This window comes from Enterobacteriaceae bacterium Kacie_13 (genome assembly GCA_013457415.1).
Taxonomy (GTDB): Bacteria; Pseudomonadota; Gammaproteobacteria; order Enterobacterales; family Enterobacteriaceae; genus Rahnella.
Map to the genome: position 1 here is coordinate 2,072,826 of CP045665.1, position 17,453 is coordinate 2,090,278.

Genomic DNA, 17,453 nt, shown 5'->3' on the forward strand with positions numbered 1-17,453 from the left:
CTTACAACACTTTCTGTAAAAATGCCTTCGTCCTTGCATGGACTGGCCGGTCGAGAACCTGAGCGGCGTCGCCTGTTTCAACCACGCGGCCATCGACCATAAACACAACCTGATCCGCCACCTGCCGCGCGAAGCCTATCTCATGCGTGACCACCACCAGCGTTACGCCGGACTCCGCCAATTTCTTGATAACGTCCAGTACTTCACCGACCAGCTCAGGATCCAGCGCGGAGGTCGGTTCATCAAACAGCATCACTTTCGGATTGAGCGCAAGTGCGCGGGCGATAGCAATGCGTTGCTGCTGGCCGCCTGAAAGATGTCGCGGCCAGGCATGGGCCTTTTCACGCAGTCCGACCGTGTCGAGCAGTTCATAGGCGCGGACAATCGCCTGTTTACGGCTGAGATAACCGTGAACAACCGGCGCTTCGATGATGTTGTCCAGCACGGTCATGTGCGGAAACAGATTGAAATTCTGGAACACGTAGCCGACGTGCGTGCGTTGTTTGAGGATCGCGCGCTCTTTCAGCTCATACAGCGTGTCGCCTTTACGACGATAACCGATGTAATCACCGTCGATCTGGATAAACCCTTCGTCCACGCGTTCAAGGTGATTAATGGTACGCAGCAGGGTCGATTTACCTGAGCCGGACGGGCCGAGGATCACCGTCACCGTACCGGGCTCAATGTTCAGGCTGACGTTATCCAGCGCCTTGTGCGCGCCGTAATATTTACTGAGATTGTTGATCTCGATGCGCCCGACGGTAGCAGTATGAGATTTATGAGGGAACAGCTGCTTAACGGGAGTTTCCGCCGGGCGGTTAACGAACAGATCAAAGGCTTCGGACATGATAATTCTCCAGAAAGTGAGCCGTTAAGAACGGGCCAGACGCCACTGGCGCAGGCGCTGCAACGGCGTCGGTGCAACCTGACGTACGGTGCCGCGTGAGAAATAACGCTCGACGTAATATTGCAGTACCGACAGTACGGTGGTGATCAGCAGATACCAGACCGTCGCCACCATCAGCAGCGGTATGACCTGCTGGGTGCGGTTGTAAATTACCTGCACGGTGTAAAACAGCTCCGGCATCGACAGCACATACACAATCGACGTGCCTTTCGCGAGGCTGATCACTTCATTAAAACCGGTCGGCAGAATTGAACGCAGCGCCTGCGGTAAAATGATGCGAAATGTGCGGCGATACGCCGGTAAGCCAAGTGCGGCGGCGGCTTCATGCTGGCCGTGCTCGACGCCTAAAATCCCACCCCGAATGATTTCAGCGGTGTAGGCCGATTGCACCAGAGAAAGGCCGAGCACCGCGACGGAAAACTGATCCAGTAAATCCACCGTGGGTGTGCTGAAAAACGACAGCGAGGTAAACGGAATGCCGATCGAGAGGTTGTCGTACAGATAGGAAAAGTTGTAAAGGATGATCAGCACCAGCAATAGTGGCAGCGAGCGGAACAGCCAGATATAGCCCCATGCCAGCGAATTCAGCAGGTAAGATTTTGAGAGGCGGGCCAGCGCCAGTGCGGTGCCAAAGATAATGCCAAACAGGGTGCCGAGCAGGGTGAGCAAAAGGGTTTTGCCCAGCCCTGACAAAATGACGGGATCAAAAAACCACTGGCGAAACACGCCCCATTCCCAGCGGGGATTGGTGGCGATAGATTGCACAATCGCCAGCAGGACGAACACCGAAAATACCGCACCGGCCAGCCGCCACGGATAGCGAGCCGGCACCACTTTCAGCGGGGGATGATTGACAGTCGGGGAGGTGTTTTCGCTCATACGTTTTGCCTGTTATTGGTGTGATCTGCAACTAGGTGACGGGAACGTCAGCGGTCAGCGCTTTTCTGAAGGGCAAGCGCCCGTCGTAGGGTTCACGGGAATAGACTTCCGGATCGAGCCGGGTGTCGAACTGCGGCTGATAACCGTGCGATAAATACAGGCCGACCGCTTCCGGCTGACGGAATCCGGTGGTCAAAAACACCTGCCGGTAACCATAAGCGGCGGCACGACGTTCCAGTTCATGCAGGACTTTCTGCGCCAGCCCCTGACGGCGCAGCCTGCGATCCGTCCAGATGCGTTTGAACTCGGCGGTGTCTTCGTCGTAACGTTTGTACGCGCCCATCGCTATGGGCGCTCCGTTTCTTAGCAAAACAATAAATGTGCCATCGGGTGCAGCAAACACGCTGTCATCTTCCGGTGGCTGGCTGGAAAAAAAATCACCGTAGCGCTCGCGATATTCACCAAATAGTCCTTCAATGATCGGCGCAATCAGCGGATCTTCTGGCACGGTCTGAATAAAAACGTCGTCGCTCATCTTTCAGTCTCCTGATCAGTCGCCCAGTCCCGGCGGGTTGATTTCTGAATGGTCGATTTTCTCAACGCTTTCGCCCCAGCGATCCAGCACCTGTAAATAAGCGCCGCTGGCGATGGCGCTGTTCAGCGATGCCTGCACAGCATCCACCAGGCCGTTGCCTTTTTTCAGCGTGACGGCAATATTGGCGGTTTTCGGCCAGCCGCCTGGCACCGTGCCGACCAGCTGCGTCTTGCCGGTCAGCAGCGCTTTATAAGCACCGGTAACGTTCGGCCCGAAGGTGGCGTCTGCGCGTCCTGACTGGATAGCCAGCGTGGCGGCGGCATCGTCGGTGACGTATTGCGGTTTAAACGCAGGCAGACCTTTGGCCTGATTCTCTTTGTCCCACGCCAGCAGTACGGCCTCCTGATTGGTGCCGGAGCCGACGATGATGCGTTTACCAGCGATATCCGGCGCGGACTTGATCGAGGTGATTTTGCTGCCGGTTTTCACGTAGAAGCCCAGCGTGTCTTCACGGTAGGTGGCGAAATCGAATTTGGTTTTGCGATCTTTGGTTACGGTGATGTTGTAGATAGCCGCGTCGTATTTTCCGGAGGTCACACCCAGCGGCCAGTCTTCCCACGAAGCCGGTACCACTTTAAGCTTCAGTCCCAGTCCATCGGCCACCAGACGGGCGATATCAGCCTCGCTGCCGATCACCGTTTTGTTATCGCGGGCAAAGAGGCCGAACGGCGGGGCGCTGCCGAGTACGGCCAGTGCCACCGTCAGCGTGCCCGGTTCGACAAATTTAAAATTGGCCGGGATTTTCGCCACGGCTTCAGGGCTTTTCGGCGTATTGATCGGGGTTTCATTAGCAACAAGGTCGATACCCGGTGCGGCATGTGCCAGTGTAGAAAGACTTAACAAAGTGGCAATGGCAGTGAGACTAAAGCTACGTATCATCATTATTTTTTACCCTGCATTCTTATTATGTGTTTATGACATTAAGGTGACGTTTTCACTATTGCCGAGTGTTACGGAGATGTAAAACAACAAAATTCAATAATCAAATTGAGAAAAAGCAATTGGAGGGAAGCAAGAGGGCGAAACTACTTGCGTTGCCTTTCAGAGAAATAATCTGACGACCTGAACATCATGGTTCAACGGCGAAGTCCGGTTTATGTAACCAGCAGTAATCATAAGTACTCAGGGATTTTATAGTGTAATCGCACTTGGGTTTTATTATTTTATTTTAAGACTATTAGGAAAATGGAATTTATAATTTTGGCTTTGAACTGATATTTAATGATAGCAATCATGATAATCTTAGAGGGTTATGATCTTTTCGTTTGAAAGAGTTAATATTCATGGTGGTGATGTGGGCATTCAAAACATTATTAGATGAATGTAAATTTATTAACTTTTCATAATAAAAGGATTAATGAGTAACTCAATTTTAATTTATGGAGGATGTATGTTTTTACTGGGGTATCATGGTACAAGTGAAGTCGCAGCGATAGGTTTAACCACGCAAGGGCCAAAAGAGAGTGATGCTTATGCTGCCTTAGGTTCCGGGTTGTATGTTGCAAGAGATAGTGGGTTCCTGGTGCGTTTTTTCTCGGCTGCGGCTAAACAACGAGACTGTCTTAAATTGATGAAATATGATGATAAAACCAGAGAGCGAATGGAGTTTAATAACTCACCAAGTGGTGCGACTATTTTGAAGATATATTCAACAGTCTCACTTTTTAAACTGAAAAATTGTGTCTGGGATATTATGGATACCAGTATTAATGGTATCAGTTCTCGCGATAACTTAAATGATTTAAGCGGGCTTGCTAATAATCTACAAATGGTAATCCCCGTTGAGTATTATAAATATATTCGTGCTTCTTTTTGTACGAAAGCAAGTCATATGAATGAACGACCTGTTTATTGGCCTATCAATGAATGGAGTGAAGGGCGCGTGATTCGAAGTAAGATGCCACTTCGGCGTAGTAACTCGTTTTAACTTGGTTTTCTGCTTAAAATCAGGTAACAGACTGTTTACCTGATGAGAATTTTAATCATCTCAGTAGGTCAGTCCATGGCCAGGCGGGGTTGTGGAGTAGGTTCATGGCCATTTAAATGACTTTCGGCCATGAACCTCACTTAAAATCACTCGCGTGTTAATTCTTGCAGCGCTTTTTCCGCTAATTGCTGGAAGTAATTCGCTGCCGGGAAAATAGCCGATTCGTCCGGATTAAATTGCGGATGATGCAGGCCAAATTCGCTGGCTGAGCCGATGCTGACGAACGCGCCGGGGACATGATGCAGGTAAAACGCAAAGTCTTCGCCGCCCATCTGCGCGGTGGCCACTTCCGCTTTATAGCCAAATTCTGCTGCCGCCTGAAGGCTGAATTCCGCCCAGCGTGGCGTATTCACCACCGCCGGTGGCCCGCCAAACCAGTGCAGCTCGGCTTTCGCGCCCAGCGCACCGGCGACGCCTGAAATCAGCTGGCGGATCCGACCCGGAATTTGCTCGCGAATATCATCATTGTGCGTGCGCACCGTGCCTTCAAGCTCAACGCTTTGTGGTAAGACGTTCCAGGTGTTGCCGCCTTCAATGCGGGTCACGCTGACCACCGCGGATTCCTGCGCGGCGACATTACGGCTGACCAGTGTTTGCAGCGCGGTCACGATGTGGCTGGCGGTGACGATACTGTCGACGCCTTCTTCCGGATGTGCGGCATGCGCGCCTTTGCCGGTAATGGTTATCTGGAAGCGATCAACATTGGCGTAGAACGCGCCGCCTTTAGTGGAAAAGGTACCGACCGGCAGTTCTGGCGCGTTGTGCAGGCCAAAAATGGCATCGACGTTTTCCAGCGCACCGGCCTTAATCAGCTGCGATGCCCCGCCAAAACGCTCTTCGGCAGGCTGAAAAAACAAACGGACGCGACCTTGCAACTGGTCCTCGCGGGCTTTGAGTAAATACGCTGCGCCAAGAATTACCGAGGTATGGAAATCGTGGCCGCAGGCATGCATTACGCCCGGTTGCTGTGAGCTAAAGGGCACGCCGGAGGTTTCTTCAATTGGCAGGGCGTCGATGTCGCCGCGCAGCGCCACCACCGGGCCGTGCGCCGGGCCAATTTCAGCCACTACGCCAGTTTTTAAGCCAAGATCTAAAATGCGGATCCCGGCGGCATTCAGCCAGTCGGTAATTTTTTGCGTGGTCACGAACTCCTGATTGGATAATTCAGGATGTTGATGTAATTCGCGGCGATGGGCGATGAGTTGATTTTCTAACGCAGTGGAAGCGGTGTTCGCCCCGGTGCGGATTTCATCGGCAAGTGAAATGCTCATTATAAATAGCCTTTTATGGGTAGAGATTGCAGTCATTTCATCCTAGTCATGAATTACCGTCTGACTAAATACCCTGTGGCTATAATTTATATCCGCCAAAGAGGCATAAATCCCATAGCTAAATATTCACTATAGAAACGTAATTTTATTATTTAGCTTTGCGCTGACTTCGTGGAACTCTTTTTATCATGATGAGTGATTGTTACCGACATAAGCAGATAAAAAGGAATGCCCGACGTGAATTACCGACTGAGCTTATTAGATCAAAGCCCGATAAATGACGGGCAGAGCGCCGCACAGGCATTGGCGGCGACGCTGACATTTGCGCAGACAGCAGAGAGACTGGGGTATCACCGTTTGTGGGTGTCCGAACATCATGACACCGAAAAGCTGGCGGGCAGTTCGCCGGAAGTACTGATTGCCTGGCTGCTGGCCCGGACGTCAACGCTGCGTATCGGTTCCGGCGGCGTGATGTTGCAACATTACAGCCCGTATAAAGTCGCGGAGAATTTCCATCTGCTCTCCGCGCTGGCACCCGATCGCGTGGATATCGGTATCGGTAAAGCGCCTGGCGGTTTGCCGCTTTCCACTAAGGCGCTGCGGGGATATCACAGCGCAGACAATGCGCCCGGTTTTCCTGCACAGTTACAGCAGCTGACCCATTATCTGACGCATCTCGACGACCATCTTGCCGGTGTGGAAGCACGGGCGCTGCCGCAGCCGCCGGTCGCGCCCCAGCGGTTTCTGCTCGGTGCCAGTAAAGAGAGCGCCCGTCTGGCTGCCTCGCTCGGCTGGAATTTTGTGTTCGCCGGTTTCATCAATACGTCGGCGGAAGTCATGACTGAATCGGTGCTGGCATTCCATGAATATTCCGCCGGAAAAGGGCAGGCACTGGTCAGCCTGGCGGTGCTCGCTGCGCAGACCCGTGAAGAAGCCGCAGAACGGGTGGCCGGACAGCATAATTTCCGCGTCACAATTGGCGAAAAACACGTTACGGTCGGCACCCGCGAACAGGCGGAAGCCTTTGTGCGGCAGGCGGGTGCGAAGCAATTCACCATCGAACAGCAACAACTCAGCGTGTTGCACGGTACGCCAGGTGATATCCATGAACAGCTGCGCGATTTTCAGCGCCGTCTTTGCGTCAACGAATTTGTCCTTCATACCCCACTGACAGAGGCCGCCGTGCGTCTGAAGTCCATTGAATTGCTGGCTGGCCAGCTGTAAGGAGATCTCATGAGCCATTCGAAAAGTATCAAACTGGGTCTGATGTTGCACGGTGCAGGCGGCCACATGAATTCATGGCGGCATGAAAAAGCGCCAGCCGATGCGAGCGTTAATTTTCCGTATTTCCGTGATTTAGCGCTGCGCGCAGAAGCCGCCGGTTTTGATTTCCTGTTTGTCGCCGACGGCCTGCACATCAACGAAAAATCGCTGCCGCATTTCCTTAACCGTTTTGAACCGATTGCCTTGCTGTCGGCGCTGGCATCGGCAACGCACAGCATCGGGCTGGCCGGGACGATTTCGACCTCCTACAGTGATCCGTTCACTGTCGCGCGTCAACTGGCGACGATCGATAACATCAGTCAGGGGCGCGCGGGCTGGAACGTGGTGACGTCGCCGCTGGCCGGGTCGGCGAAAAACTTCGGTAAAGATCATCCTGAGCATGCGCTGCGCTATCAGATTGCTGAGGAATATATCAACGTGGTGCAGGGATTGTGGGATTCGTGGGAAGACGACGCCTTTGTGCGCGACCGTAAAAGCGGCGTGTTTTTCGATGCGGCCAAACTGCATAAACTTAATCATCAGGGGCAGTTTTTCTCGGTGGAAGGGCCGCTGAACATTCAGCGCTCGCCGCAGGGGCAGCCGGTGATTTTCCAGGCAGGCGCGTCGGATGCCGGGATCGCGCTGGCGGGCAAATCTGCCGATGCGGTATTCACCAACGCCCGCACGCTGGAAGAAGCGAAAGAGTACTCGGCCAAATTGCAGGCGCAGGTGGCGACAAACGGGCGTCATCCGGTGGGGATTTTCCCCGGCATCAGCCCGATTGTCGGCAAAACCGAAGCGGAAGCCGAAGCCAAATATCAGCATTTGCTCTCGCTGCTGTCACTTGATGACGCGCTGGCGTATCTTGGCCGCTTTTTCGATCATCACGATTTTAGCCAGTATCCGCCAGACGGCCCGTTCCCGGAGCTGGGCGATTTAGGCCAGAACACGTTCCGTTCAACCACTGACAGCATCAAAAAGCAGGCCAGAGAGGAAAATCTCACGCTGCGCGATGTGGCATATCAGGTCACGCTGCCACGGGGTGAATTCTTCGGCACGCCGGAACAGGTCGCCGATACATTGATTCGTTGGGTGGAAGAGGGCGGTGCAAGTGGCTTTATCATCAGCGGACCGGTGCTGGTCGAGGCGCTCGACGACTTCACGCGCCTTGTCCTGCCGGTGCTGGCGGCGCGCGGCTACTGGCATCCTTCAGAAGCACACACCCTGCGCGAACGGCTGGATATTCCGTTCAAAGCGAACCGTTACAGCGTGCAGGAAAAGCAGCGGGAAACAGTGAACGAGAAATAGTTACAACATACTAAACTTTCAACGGCCCGCTCCGGTCACACCGAGTGGGCTTTTTGCTTTGCAGGGAAGAACGTCGGGGCTTGCCTCGTCAAAAAATTGGGCGTAGGTTTCGCAAAACCCTTCGAAATCTTAGAACGCTTAAGGAAAACATATGAAAGCTCTGGTTCTGGAACAGCTCGACAAAGCTACGCTGGCTGAGGTGAAAGAGATTGCACTGCCTGATATGGGGAAAGGCGATGTCCTGGTGGATATCAGCTGGTCGGGTCTGAACTACAAAGACGCGCTGGCGATCACCGGCAAAGGCAAAATTATCCGTCAGTTCCCGATGGTGCCGGGTATTGATTTTGTCGGCCACGTCAGCCGCAGCAATGATCCGCGCTTCTCGGTCGGGCAGTCAGTAATCCTCACCGGCTGGGGCGTCGGCGAAACACACTGGGGCGGTCTGGCTGAACAGGCGTGTGTGAAAGGCGACTGGCTGGTGCCATTGCCGGAAGGCATGGCGGCGCGTAATGCGATGATCATCGGTACGGCCGGTTTCACCGCCATGCTGTGTGTGATGGCGCTGGAAGAGGCGGGTGTGATGCCGGACAGCGGCACCGTCGTTGTGACCGGTGCGAGCGGCGGCGTGGGCAGCACGGCTATCGCGCTGCTCCATACGCTCGGTTATAACGTGGCGGCGGTCACTGGACGTGAATCAACTCATGATTACCTGCGTAAACTCGGTGCCAGCGAAATTCTCTCGCGTGATGATTTTGCGCAAACGCGTCCGCTGGAAAAACAGGTCTGGGCAGGTGCGGTAGATACCGTCGGCGATAAAGTGCTGGCAAAGTTGCTGGCGCAAACCAATTACGGCGGCTGTGTCGCAGCCTGCGGTCTGGCGGGCGGCTTCAACTTACCGACCACCGTCATGCCATTTATCCTGCGCAACGTGCGTTTGCAGGGGGTAGATTCCGTTTCTGTGCCCGCTGAGCGCCGTGCGGCGGTGTGGGAGCGCCTGATGAACACCTTGCCGGAAAGCTTCTATCAGCAAGCCGCAAAGGAAATCAGTCTTGAGCAAACGCCTGCGGTAGCGGCAGATTTCCTCAACAATAAAATTCAGGGCAGAACGCTGGTGAAAATCACCGGTTAACCAGCTTCTCCCGGCACTCCTGCGGTGCCGGGATTTCTCCTTCGTTCAATTTTCCTTCTGCACTAAAGAATTTCCCGCGACTGACCGATAAATACAGAACGAGATAATAGAGAATCTGATCCCTTATTTTCCGAATGGCTCATATCGCTTTGCTGTCGCATAACAAATAATTAAACGCATGGGGAAAGTATGGACAATTTTCAGAAAGACATCGATGAGAGAACCAATCTAACGTCATCAAACCGGTTTGAGTTATTGCTGTTCCGTCTGGGGTCTGCGCCTGACGAAGACCAGTCTGAGCTGTTTGGCATCAACGTTTTTAAACTGCGTGAAATCGTGCCGATGCCTTCACTGACCAAAGCGGCAGGCATGGCATCCCCAATGTTGGGTATGGCGAATATTCGCGGCGAAATTATTCCAGTGATTGATCTTCCGGCGGTCGTTGGCTGCGTGCCGAAAACCGGCCTGAACATTCTGCTGGTCACCGAATACGCGCGTAGCACACAGGCGTTTGCAGTGGAATCGGTTGACGATATTGTGCGTCTTGAGTGGAGTCAGGTGCTGGCGGCTGAATCCGGCGTCAAGAGCCGCAATATCACCAGTATTGCGCGTCTGGACAACGATAAGTCCAGCAACCGCCTGGCACTGGTGCTGGACGTCGAGCAGATCCTTTACGATATCGTGCCTTCTACCGGCAACGTGGCGATCGATAAGCAAAAGACCCGAGCGTTCGAGCTGAAGCCGGGCGCCGTAGCGATTGTGGCGGAAGATTCGAAAGTGGCGCGTCAGATGCTGGAAAAAGGACTGGCGATGATGGAAATTCCGGCGCAGATGCACGTCACCGGTCTGGAAGCCTGGAATAAAATCCGCAAAATGGCAGAAGTGTGCAAAGCCGAAGGGCGTCCAATTTCCGATAAAATTTCCTTCGTGCTCACCGATCTGGAAATGCCGGAAATGGATGGCTTCACTCTGACGCTCAATATTAAACGCGATGAGTTCCTGAAGAATATTCCGGTGATCATTCACTCCTCCCTTTCCGGCAGCGCCAACGAAGATCACGTGCGTAAAGTCGGTGCCGATGGTTACGTCGCCAAGTTCGAAATCAATGAGCTGGAGGCGGCTATTCATAAAGCGTTGGATGCGAAAAGGCTTGTTAGCGCATAAAAGTAGAAGGGTAGTTAGCTGATATGGCCTGCGAGTGAAGCTTTTTCATTTCGCGGGCTTCAGTATTTGGAAAATACTGCTGGATATTTTCAGTTCTGTAAGAATAATTAGCCATTAGCTATTTTTGCAAGAAAGGACGATATATGGAGTTATTGTATTTTTACATCCAGAAGGTCAGGGGAGAGACATACGACCTTTCATTTGATTTTAACGGCAGTTTTGTCGTTGAGCATGATAAACAACTAAAATCGCTGAAGTTCACTGCGCGACCGCAACGGTTACCCGATAACTTTTTTGGCACATATATTACCAATGTAAACGCGGTTATTGGACGTAATGGCAGTGGAAAATCTACTATGCTATCGCTGCTGGGTCTGAAGAAGGTTGACCGCCGGTTCGAGTTGCAGTCAGCTAAATGGTTTGCGGTATATTATGTGGCAGACAATACCTTCGTTGTTGAAGGGCAAGATTCCTCACTGTTAGAAGAATCGCCTTATTACACTGATAAAGACTATTTTTTTCAAACCGATATTAATGCGCTTAAATACTCTACTGTACTTAGCGATAGTGGGTATATAGATCAAGAAATAAGACGTACAGTCGTTTTACACTTTCCTGAAATGAAATTGCGCCGCCCTGATTCGCAAGAAGATATGGTTCAGTCATTTAAAAGAGAGTACCTTTATCAAGGTAAAGCCTGGGTTTACAAATATTTGATACGTAAATACAAAGATCTTGATGAAAAAATAAGTGATCAATCATTAGTATTTCGTATATCCAATTCATTTACTAATAATAATTACAATGATAATAAGTTAATAGAAATTTACAACGACCTTGATGGATTTTATACTGCTAATATTAACACCGATATGCCATACCCCAAACGGCCAATTCTTATTACAGGATATAAAAATCTATTTATTATTCATCTGCTAGAAATGTTGATCAATGAATATGCACTGGAAGCAGTAAGTGTAACGATGCCAGATTCGATTGATAAAATGATCGATAGTAAAAATGCTGCTAAATTCACCAGGCATAACAAAAAGATAAGTAGTCAAGGTGGTTATGATGCATTGAAAGCACGCTTACTTAAAAAATTGAAAAAGGTAATAAGTATAACGTCAGAAATTTATGGGACATCAATTCATATTAATTGGGATAAAATTGTAAAATATTTAGAGTCACTGGATGATAAAGACTTTAGCACTAATGGTTATGAATTTACTTTAGTCAGTCAACTCAGTAAAATCGATCCGAATATTTACAGTATTCTTTTAGAACTAGAAAATGAAGCAATCAGAAATGTAGTGGACGTCAGGTTTCCGTATAAGAGTGACGGTGAAAGTGCCATTATTAATAAACTTTCCGCTATATGTTGTGCGGTTGAAAAAAATATTAAGTTAGGATTTGATAAGTTTATTCTGCTTCTGGATGAAATTGATCTTCATTTACATCCAGAATGGAGTCGTAAATTCTTATGCATATTGCTGGAAATATTAGAAGAGCTCAGTAACGATAGTGAGTTTGAACCTGCAGAGTCATTCCAGGTAATTATGACCACCCACGCTCCCTATATTATCAGCGACTTGCCTAAAGAGAAAATTATTAAAATAGTCAGGGATGAACAGGAGTTTTTACATACTGTCCCCTCATCTTTTGGTTTTGCAAGTAATATTCATGATATCATTAATGATAGTTTTTTTTTGAGCACGACTATTGGTGAATTTGCCAGCAAGAAACTTGAGCCTGTTATAAAGTTTTTAAACAATCCCCAACACATTAAACCTGAAGACCTCAAGAATATTTATCGGACAATCAATCTTGTTGATGATCGATTTGTGAAAAATAAATTATTGCAAATGTTTGCCAGCAGGCCGGAATCAAAGAGTGATAAGCAGAAAGAACTTCTTATCCTGGAGGCGAAAGTAATGCAGCTGAAACAGGAACTCGAAAATGATAAGGATTAAAAACAGTCTCTTGCAGAATAAAAAGTTTGTTAAATTCTATCTTAATGAGGTGGGTGGTAAAGTTCAAAAGAAAACCGTCAGTCGGACTGACTGGATTAACTTCCCAGCTAATAGTTTATTTACTGCAAAGAAATTAAATATTTCGAAAGAATTTATTGATTGGATATTAGTTGACCCTTTCTCTCCCTCGCATTTTGCTGACACTTCAAGTGTCGAGTTTTTGGCCGAGTACAGGGCTATTAAAAAATATCTCATGCATGGTAAAGTATATTACGATTTTTTAAATAAAATGGAATACCATAAGTCACACACTGATCATAATGGCACTCCAATGAGTGCAATGACTTATCTTAATTCAATAAGGAATGCTGTAATAAATGATTTTAATGCTGTTATAAAGTTTGCCATTCCTTCTATCGCTGCTAACAATGAAAGTATATATTACTCGTGGTATGATAGAATCGCTAAAGATTTTAAACTTATCAATGATGAAATAAATATTTTTTTTAAGTATAGTTTTATCAGTGAAACACTAAGATTTAATTTGCTTGATAAAATGAATGTTAATGTTTGTCCTTACTGTAATCGTCAGTGGGTCGATAAATATAAAATCAGCAGGCAGTCAAGCAAGAGTGTAAGTATCGCACAATTGGATCATATCTATTCCCAAAAAAAATTCCCATTATTTTCTCTTACATTAGCTAATTTTGTTCCTTCCTGCGCGCACTGTAATATGGTAATCAAACGAGATCATATGTTCCCCTTCAATTATCCTTATAGTGGCAAAGGCAATCAGGATAAAGTATTTGCTCATGTTATTAACCGACCAGAAGATTTTTATGGCGGTTCAGAGGTTACTATCAGTTTAGTATCTGGGCATAGTGACTTACACCAACATGATTTTTTTAATTTGAGGCATATTTACAGTAACCATGCGGGATTTGTCGCTGAACTTCTCGATAAACAAAAATTGCGAAATGAAAGCTACCGGCAGCATTTAACCACTATTTTTGAGCGCCCTTGGTCTGATGAAGAAGTTGATCTATTGTTGTTTAATACTACCGGTAAGGAAGAGGATTTGCTAAATAAACCCTTATCTAAATTAACGCGTGATATTATTGATTTATAAATAGTCACTATCGACAGCCCGCTGTTCAGTTGCTGAAAAATAGAGCAATCTTTCGGGGGGGCATTCTTATGACTCGTCATGCTTCTGGCAACGATTTTTACATCAGCATCAAATGGCAAACAGCTGGATTCAACTGTTTAAGAATTCAGAAAAATTATTGTTCATCAAATAAACTGAATCCTTATGTTAAACAATTGATATTTATTCTCATCTCTTCCCGACGTAAAGTGACCCTATCAACGCGCGATTTTCTGCACCAGTCGTCTGGTTAATCCGCTCATGGTCACACGAGGTTTGAGGATAATGACGCTATGAAAAAAATTGGATTCTTATCATTCGGTCACTGGACGCCGTCTCCCCAGTCAGGCACGCGGTCTGCATCAGATGCTCTGCTGCAATCGATTGATCTTGCTGTGGCGGCTGAAGAACTCGGTGCCGACGGCGCTTATTTCAGAGTGCATCATTTTGCCCGCCAACTGAGCTCTCCGTTTGCCTTGCTCGCAGCTATTGGTGCGAAAACTCGCAATATTGAGATAGGTACCGGTGTTATCGACATGCGTTATGAAAACCCGCTGTATATGGCAGAAAATGCCAGCGCAGCAGATCTGATCTCCGGCGGTCGCTTACAGCTTGGGATCAGCCGTGGATCGCCAGAACAAGTGATTGATGGCTGGCGGTATTTTGGATATCAGCCGGCAGAAGGGGAAACTGAGGCCGATATGGCGCGGCGCCATACCGAAGTGTTGCTTGATGTACTTCGTGGTGAAGGATTTGCTAAACCAAACCCTCAGCCGATGTTTCCAAACCCGCTTGGACTCCTGCGTCCTGAGCCTTATTCAGAAGGTTTGCGCGAGCGCATCTGGTGGGGCGCCAGCTCGAACGCCACCGCAGTATGGGCGGCCAAACTCGGTATGAACCTGCAAAGCTCGACGCTTAAAGATGATGAAACTGGCGAACCGTTCCATATCCAGCAGGCGCAGCAGATCCGCGCCTACCGTGCTGCGTGGGCAGAAGCGGGTCATCAGCGTACGCCACGCGTTTCTGTCAGCCGCAGTATTTTTGCGTTGATGGACGACCGCGACCGCGCGTATTTTGGCGCCAGCAGCAACGACAGTGATAAAGTCGGTTTTATTGATGAGAAAACACGCGCCATTTTTGGACGCAGTTATGCCGCCGATCCGCAGACGTTGATCAAACAACTCAAACAGGATGAAGCCATTGCCGAGGCGGACACTTTACTGCTGACTGTGCCCAACCAGCTGGGTGTTGATTACAACGTGCACGTCATTGAGTCAATTCTCAGGCATGTGGCACCGGCCATGGGCTGGCGCGAGTAATGCGCTGAATATCATCGGAACCGAAAGCCCGCTTATGGCAACGTAAGCGGGCTTTTCTTATTTTGCGACGCTGACAGATAATCCGCTGAGATGAACTGGCTATTCTATAATCAGCAAGAAAAATTTTTGATGATAAAACCCGCAAGAATCGTGCAAAAATCTGAAGGGAAGGACTATCAAATACATAGGGTGATTCAGATGTGACTGTCGTTAATCCGCGTATAGAGTAGCAATGAGACTATAAAAAAGGAGTGTGAGCATGAGCAGTTCTATTGATGAAGAAGCGAAAGACGCAAAGCCGATTGTAGAAGCAGACAGAGAAGCCGATGTCAGCAAATGTCCTTTTCATACAGGAAACTCGAATAAAGCCTCCGGTGGCGGTACAAGTAACCGCGACTGGTGGCCTAATCAGCTCAGAGTTGACCTGCTAAACCAGCACTCATCCCGCTCAAACCCGCTGGGCGACACCTTCGATTATCGTAAAGAATTCGCTAAATTAGATTACTCCGCACTCAAAGCTGACCTCAAAGGTCTGCTGACTGAATCCCAACCCTGGTGGCCCGCCGACTGGGGCAGCTACATCGGTCTTTTTATCCGCATGGCATGGCACAGCGCCGGCACCTACCGTTCGGTTGACGGTCGCGGTGGCTCGGGGCGTGGTCAGCAGCGCTTCGCACCCCTCAACTCCTGGCCAGACAACGTCAGCCTCGATAAAGCTCGTCGTCTGTTATGGCCGGTAAAGCAAAAATACGGTCAAAAAATTTCGTGGGCCGATCTCTACATTCTTGCGGGTAACGTCGCGCTCGAAAATTCTGGCTTCCGTACTTTTGGGTTTGGTGCCGGTCGCGAAGACGTCTGGGAACCGGATCTGGACATCAACTGGGGCGACGAAACCGAATGGCTTGCACATCGTCACCCCGAAGAACTGGCAAAATCACCGCTGGGCGCAACTGAGATGGGGCTGATTTACGTCAACCCGGAAGGCCCGAACCACAGTGGCGATCCGGCCTCTGCCGCACCGGCTATCCGTGCCACTTTCGGTAATATGGGCATGAACGATGAAGAGATTGTCGCGCTTATCGCCGGTGGACATACGCTCGGTAAAACCCACGGCGCAGGCGAGGCCAGCCATGTCGGCGTTGATCCGGAAACCGCACCGATTGAATCGCAGGGGCTCGGCTGGGCAAGCAGCCACGGCACCGGCGTCGGCGCGGACGCCATCACCTCCGGTCTGGAAGTTATCTGGTCGCAGACGCCAACACAGTGGAGCAATTACTTCTTCGAAAACCTGTTCAAATACGAGTGGGTACAGACCCGCAGCCCGGCTGGTGCAATTCAGTTCGAGGCCACCAACGCACCGGATATCATTCCAGACCCTTTTGATCCGAATAAAAAACGCAAACCGACCATGCTGGTCACCGATCTGACTCTGCGTTTCGATCCTGAATTTGAAAAAATCTCCCGTCGTTTCCACAGCGATCCTCAGGCCTTCAACGAAGCCTTCGCGCGCGCCTGGTACAAACTGACTCACAGGGATATGGGGCCGAAAGCGCGTTACATCGGGCCGGAAGTGCCAAAAGAAGACTTAATCTGGCAGGATCCGCTGCCGGTTCCTGTGTATCACCCGACGGTTGCCGATATCGCCCAGCTGAAAGAAAAAATTGCGGCGTCCGGTCTTTCTGTCAGTGAGCTGACGTCTGTGGCATGGGCTTCGGCGTCCACTTTCCGCGGCGGTGACAAACGCGGAGGTGCCAACGGTGCGCGTCTGGCGCTGCAACCGCAAAGAAGCTGGGACGTTAACGCTACCGCAGCCCGTGTGTTGCCGACGCTGGAAGCTATTCAGCAGTCATTCGCAAAAGCCTCGCTGGCGGACGTGATTGTGCTGGCGGGTGTGGTCGGTGTTGAGAAGGCCGCGAAAGCCGTCAACGTGGAGATTGAGGTGCCGTTCACGGCAGGGCGCGTGGATGCCCGTCAGGATCAGACTGATATTGAATCGTTCGAACTGCTAAAACCGCGTGCGGATGGTTTCCGTAACTACCGTGGCGTTTACGGCCGAACCTCAACGGAGAATCTCCTGATCGACAAAGCACAGCAACTGACGCTTACCGCGCCGGAATTAACGGTGCTGGTGGGAGGGTTACGCTCACTGGGAACAAACTTCGACGGCGGCCAGCAAGGCGTTTTCACAGATATTGTGGGAGAACTCAATACTGACTTCTTCGTGAACCTGCTGGATATGCGCACCGAATGGAAGGCCACCGACGAGTCTGGCGAACGGTTTGAAGGGCGCGACCGCGCCAGCGGCGAAGTAAAATTCACCGCGACGCGTGCCGATCTGGTCTTCGGTTCCAACGCTGTTCTGCGCGCCAGCGCAGAGGTTTATGCCAGCGGTGATGCCAAAGAGAAATTTGTGAAAGACTTTGTCGCGTCATGGAACAAAGTGATGAATCTGGACCGTTTCGATCTCTGAAAATTGTTGCTCAGTCTTAACCGTGACACAGCAAACGTCAA

At 50.0% G+C, this 17,453-nt stretch carries 14 protein-coding genes; 9 read left to right on the forward strand and 5 right to left on the reverse strand.

Features of this window, described 5'->3' with window-relative positions:
- Position 1: 1 nt before the first annotated feature.
- The 4 genes from GE278_09555 to GE278_09570 form a co-directional block, all read right to left on the reverse strand.
- Positions 2 to 751 carry an ATP-binding cassette domain-containing protein gene (locus GE278_09555; GenBank protein QLK63258.1) on the reverse strand — a complete coding sequence of 250 codons (750 nt, stop codon included), beginning with the start codon at positions 749 to 751 and terminating at the stop codon, positions 2 to 4.
- 120 nt (positions 752 to 871) lie between these two features.
- Complete coding sequence (locus GE278_09560; GenBank protein QLK60987.1) at positions 872 to 1,786, reverse strand: ABC transporter permease subunit; 915 nt, start codon at positions 1,784 to 1,786, stop codon at positions 872 to 874.
- 31 nt (positions 1,787 to 1,817) lie between these two features.
- Positions 1,818 to 2,321 carry a GNAT family N-acetyltransferase gene (locus GE278_09565; GenBank protein QLK60988.1) on the reverse strand — a complete coding sequence of 168 codons (504 nt, stop codon included), beginning with the start codon at positions 2,319 to 2,321 and terminating at the stop codon, positions 1,818 to 1,820.
- A 15-nt stretch (positions 2,322 to 2,336) separates the two neighbouring features.
- The gene (locus tag GE278_09570) at positions 2,337 to 3,263 is read right to left on the reverse strand and encodes a transporter substrate-binding domain-containing protein (GenBank protein ID QLK60989.1); all 927 of its coding nucleotides are present in this window, start codon (positions 3,261 to 3,263) and stop codon (positions 2,337 to 2,339) included.
- Between the two features lie 475 nt (positions 3,264 to 3,738).
- On the opposite strand from GE278_09570, the gene GE278_09575 reads away from it, so the two are divergent.
- Positions 3,739 to 4,308 (forward strand): hypothetical protein, encoded by a 570-nt coding sequence (locus GE278_09575; protein ID QLK60990.1) that lies wholly within the window; start codon positions 3,739 to 3,741, stop codon positions 4,306 to 4,308.
- A gap of 146 nt (positions 4,309 to 4,454) precedes the next feature.
- Here the strand turns inward: GE278_09575 and GE278_09580 are convergent, their stop codons facing one another.
- Positions 4,455 to 5,639 (reverse strand): amidohydrolase, encoded by a 1,185-nt coding sequence (locus GE278_09580; GenBank protein ID QLK60991.1) that lies wholly within the window; start codon positions 5,637 to 5,639, stop codon positions 4,455 to 4,457.
- A gap of 237 nt (positions 5,640 to 5,876) precedes the next feature.
- Here GE278_09580 and GE278_09585 point away from each other — a divergent pair, with 237 nt between their 5' ends.
- The 8 genes from GE278_09585 to katG all read left to right on the forward strand — a co-directional run bounded on the left by GE278_09585 (position 5,877) and on the right by katG (position 17,412).
- On the forward strand, positions 5,877 to 6,863 hold the full coding sequence (locus tag GE278_09585) for an MsnO8 family LLM class oxidoreductase (GenBank protein QLK60992.1): 987 nt from the start codon (positions 5,877 to 5,879) through the stop codon (positions 6,861 to 6,863).
- A 9-nt stretch (positions 6,864 to 6,872) separates the two neighbouring features.
- Complete coding sequence (locus GE278_09590) at positions 6,873 to 8,210, forward strand: NtaA/DmoA family FMN-dependent monooxygenase (GenBank protein ID QLK60993.1); 1,338 nt, start codon at positions 6,873 to 6,875, stop codon at positions 8,208 to 8,210.
- A gap of 151 nt (positions 8,211 to 8,361) precedes the next feature.
- Positions 8,362 to 9,339: an acryloyl-CoA reductase gene (locus GE278_09595; GenBank protein ID QLK60994.1), complete on the forward strand. Its 978-nt coding sequence runs from the start codon at positions 8,362 to 8,364 to the stop codon at positions 9,337 to 9,339.
- Between the two features lie 189 nt (positions 9,340 to 9,528).
- Positions 9,529 to 10,503, forward strand: a complete 975-nt coding sequence (locus tag GE278_09600) for a response regulator (protein ID QLK60995.1) — start codon at positions 9,529 to 9,531, stop codon at positions 10,501 to 10,503.
- Positions 10,504 to 10,646: 143 nt separating this feature from the next.
- Positions 10,647 to 12,476, forward strand: coding sequence for an AAA family ATPase (locus GE278_09605; GenBank protein ID QLK60996.1), 1,830 nt, complete (start codon positions 10,647 to 10,649; stop codon positions 12,474 to 12,476).
- Positions 12,463 to 13,605 carry a hypothetical protein gene (locus GE278_09610; GenBank protein ID QLK60997.1) on the forward strand — a complete coding sequence of 381 codons (1,143 nt, stop codon included), beginning with the start codon at positions 12,463 to 12,465 and terminating at the stop codon, positions 13,603 to 13,605. Before GE278_09605 ends, GE278_09610 begins: the two co-directional genes overlap by 14 nt.
- A gap of 311 nt (positions 13,606 to 13,916) precedes the next feature.
- Positions 13,917 to 14,942, forward strand: a complete 1,026-nt coding sequence (locus GE278_09615) for an LLM class flavin-dependent oxidoreductase (GenBank protein QLK60998.1) — start codon at positions 13,917 to 13,919, stop codon at positions 14,940 to 14,942.
- A 301-nt stretch (positions 14,943 to 15,243) separates the two neighbouring features.
- Complete coding sequence (gene katG / locus GE278_09620) at positions 15,244 to 17,412, forward strand: catalase/peroxidase HPI (GenBank protein QLK63259.1); 2,169 nt, start codon at positions 15,244 to 15,246, stop codon at positions 17,410 to 17,412.
- Positions 17,413 to 17,453 lie beyond the last annotated feature (41 nt).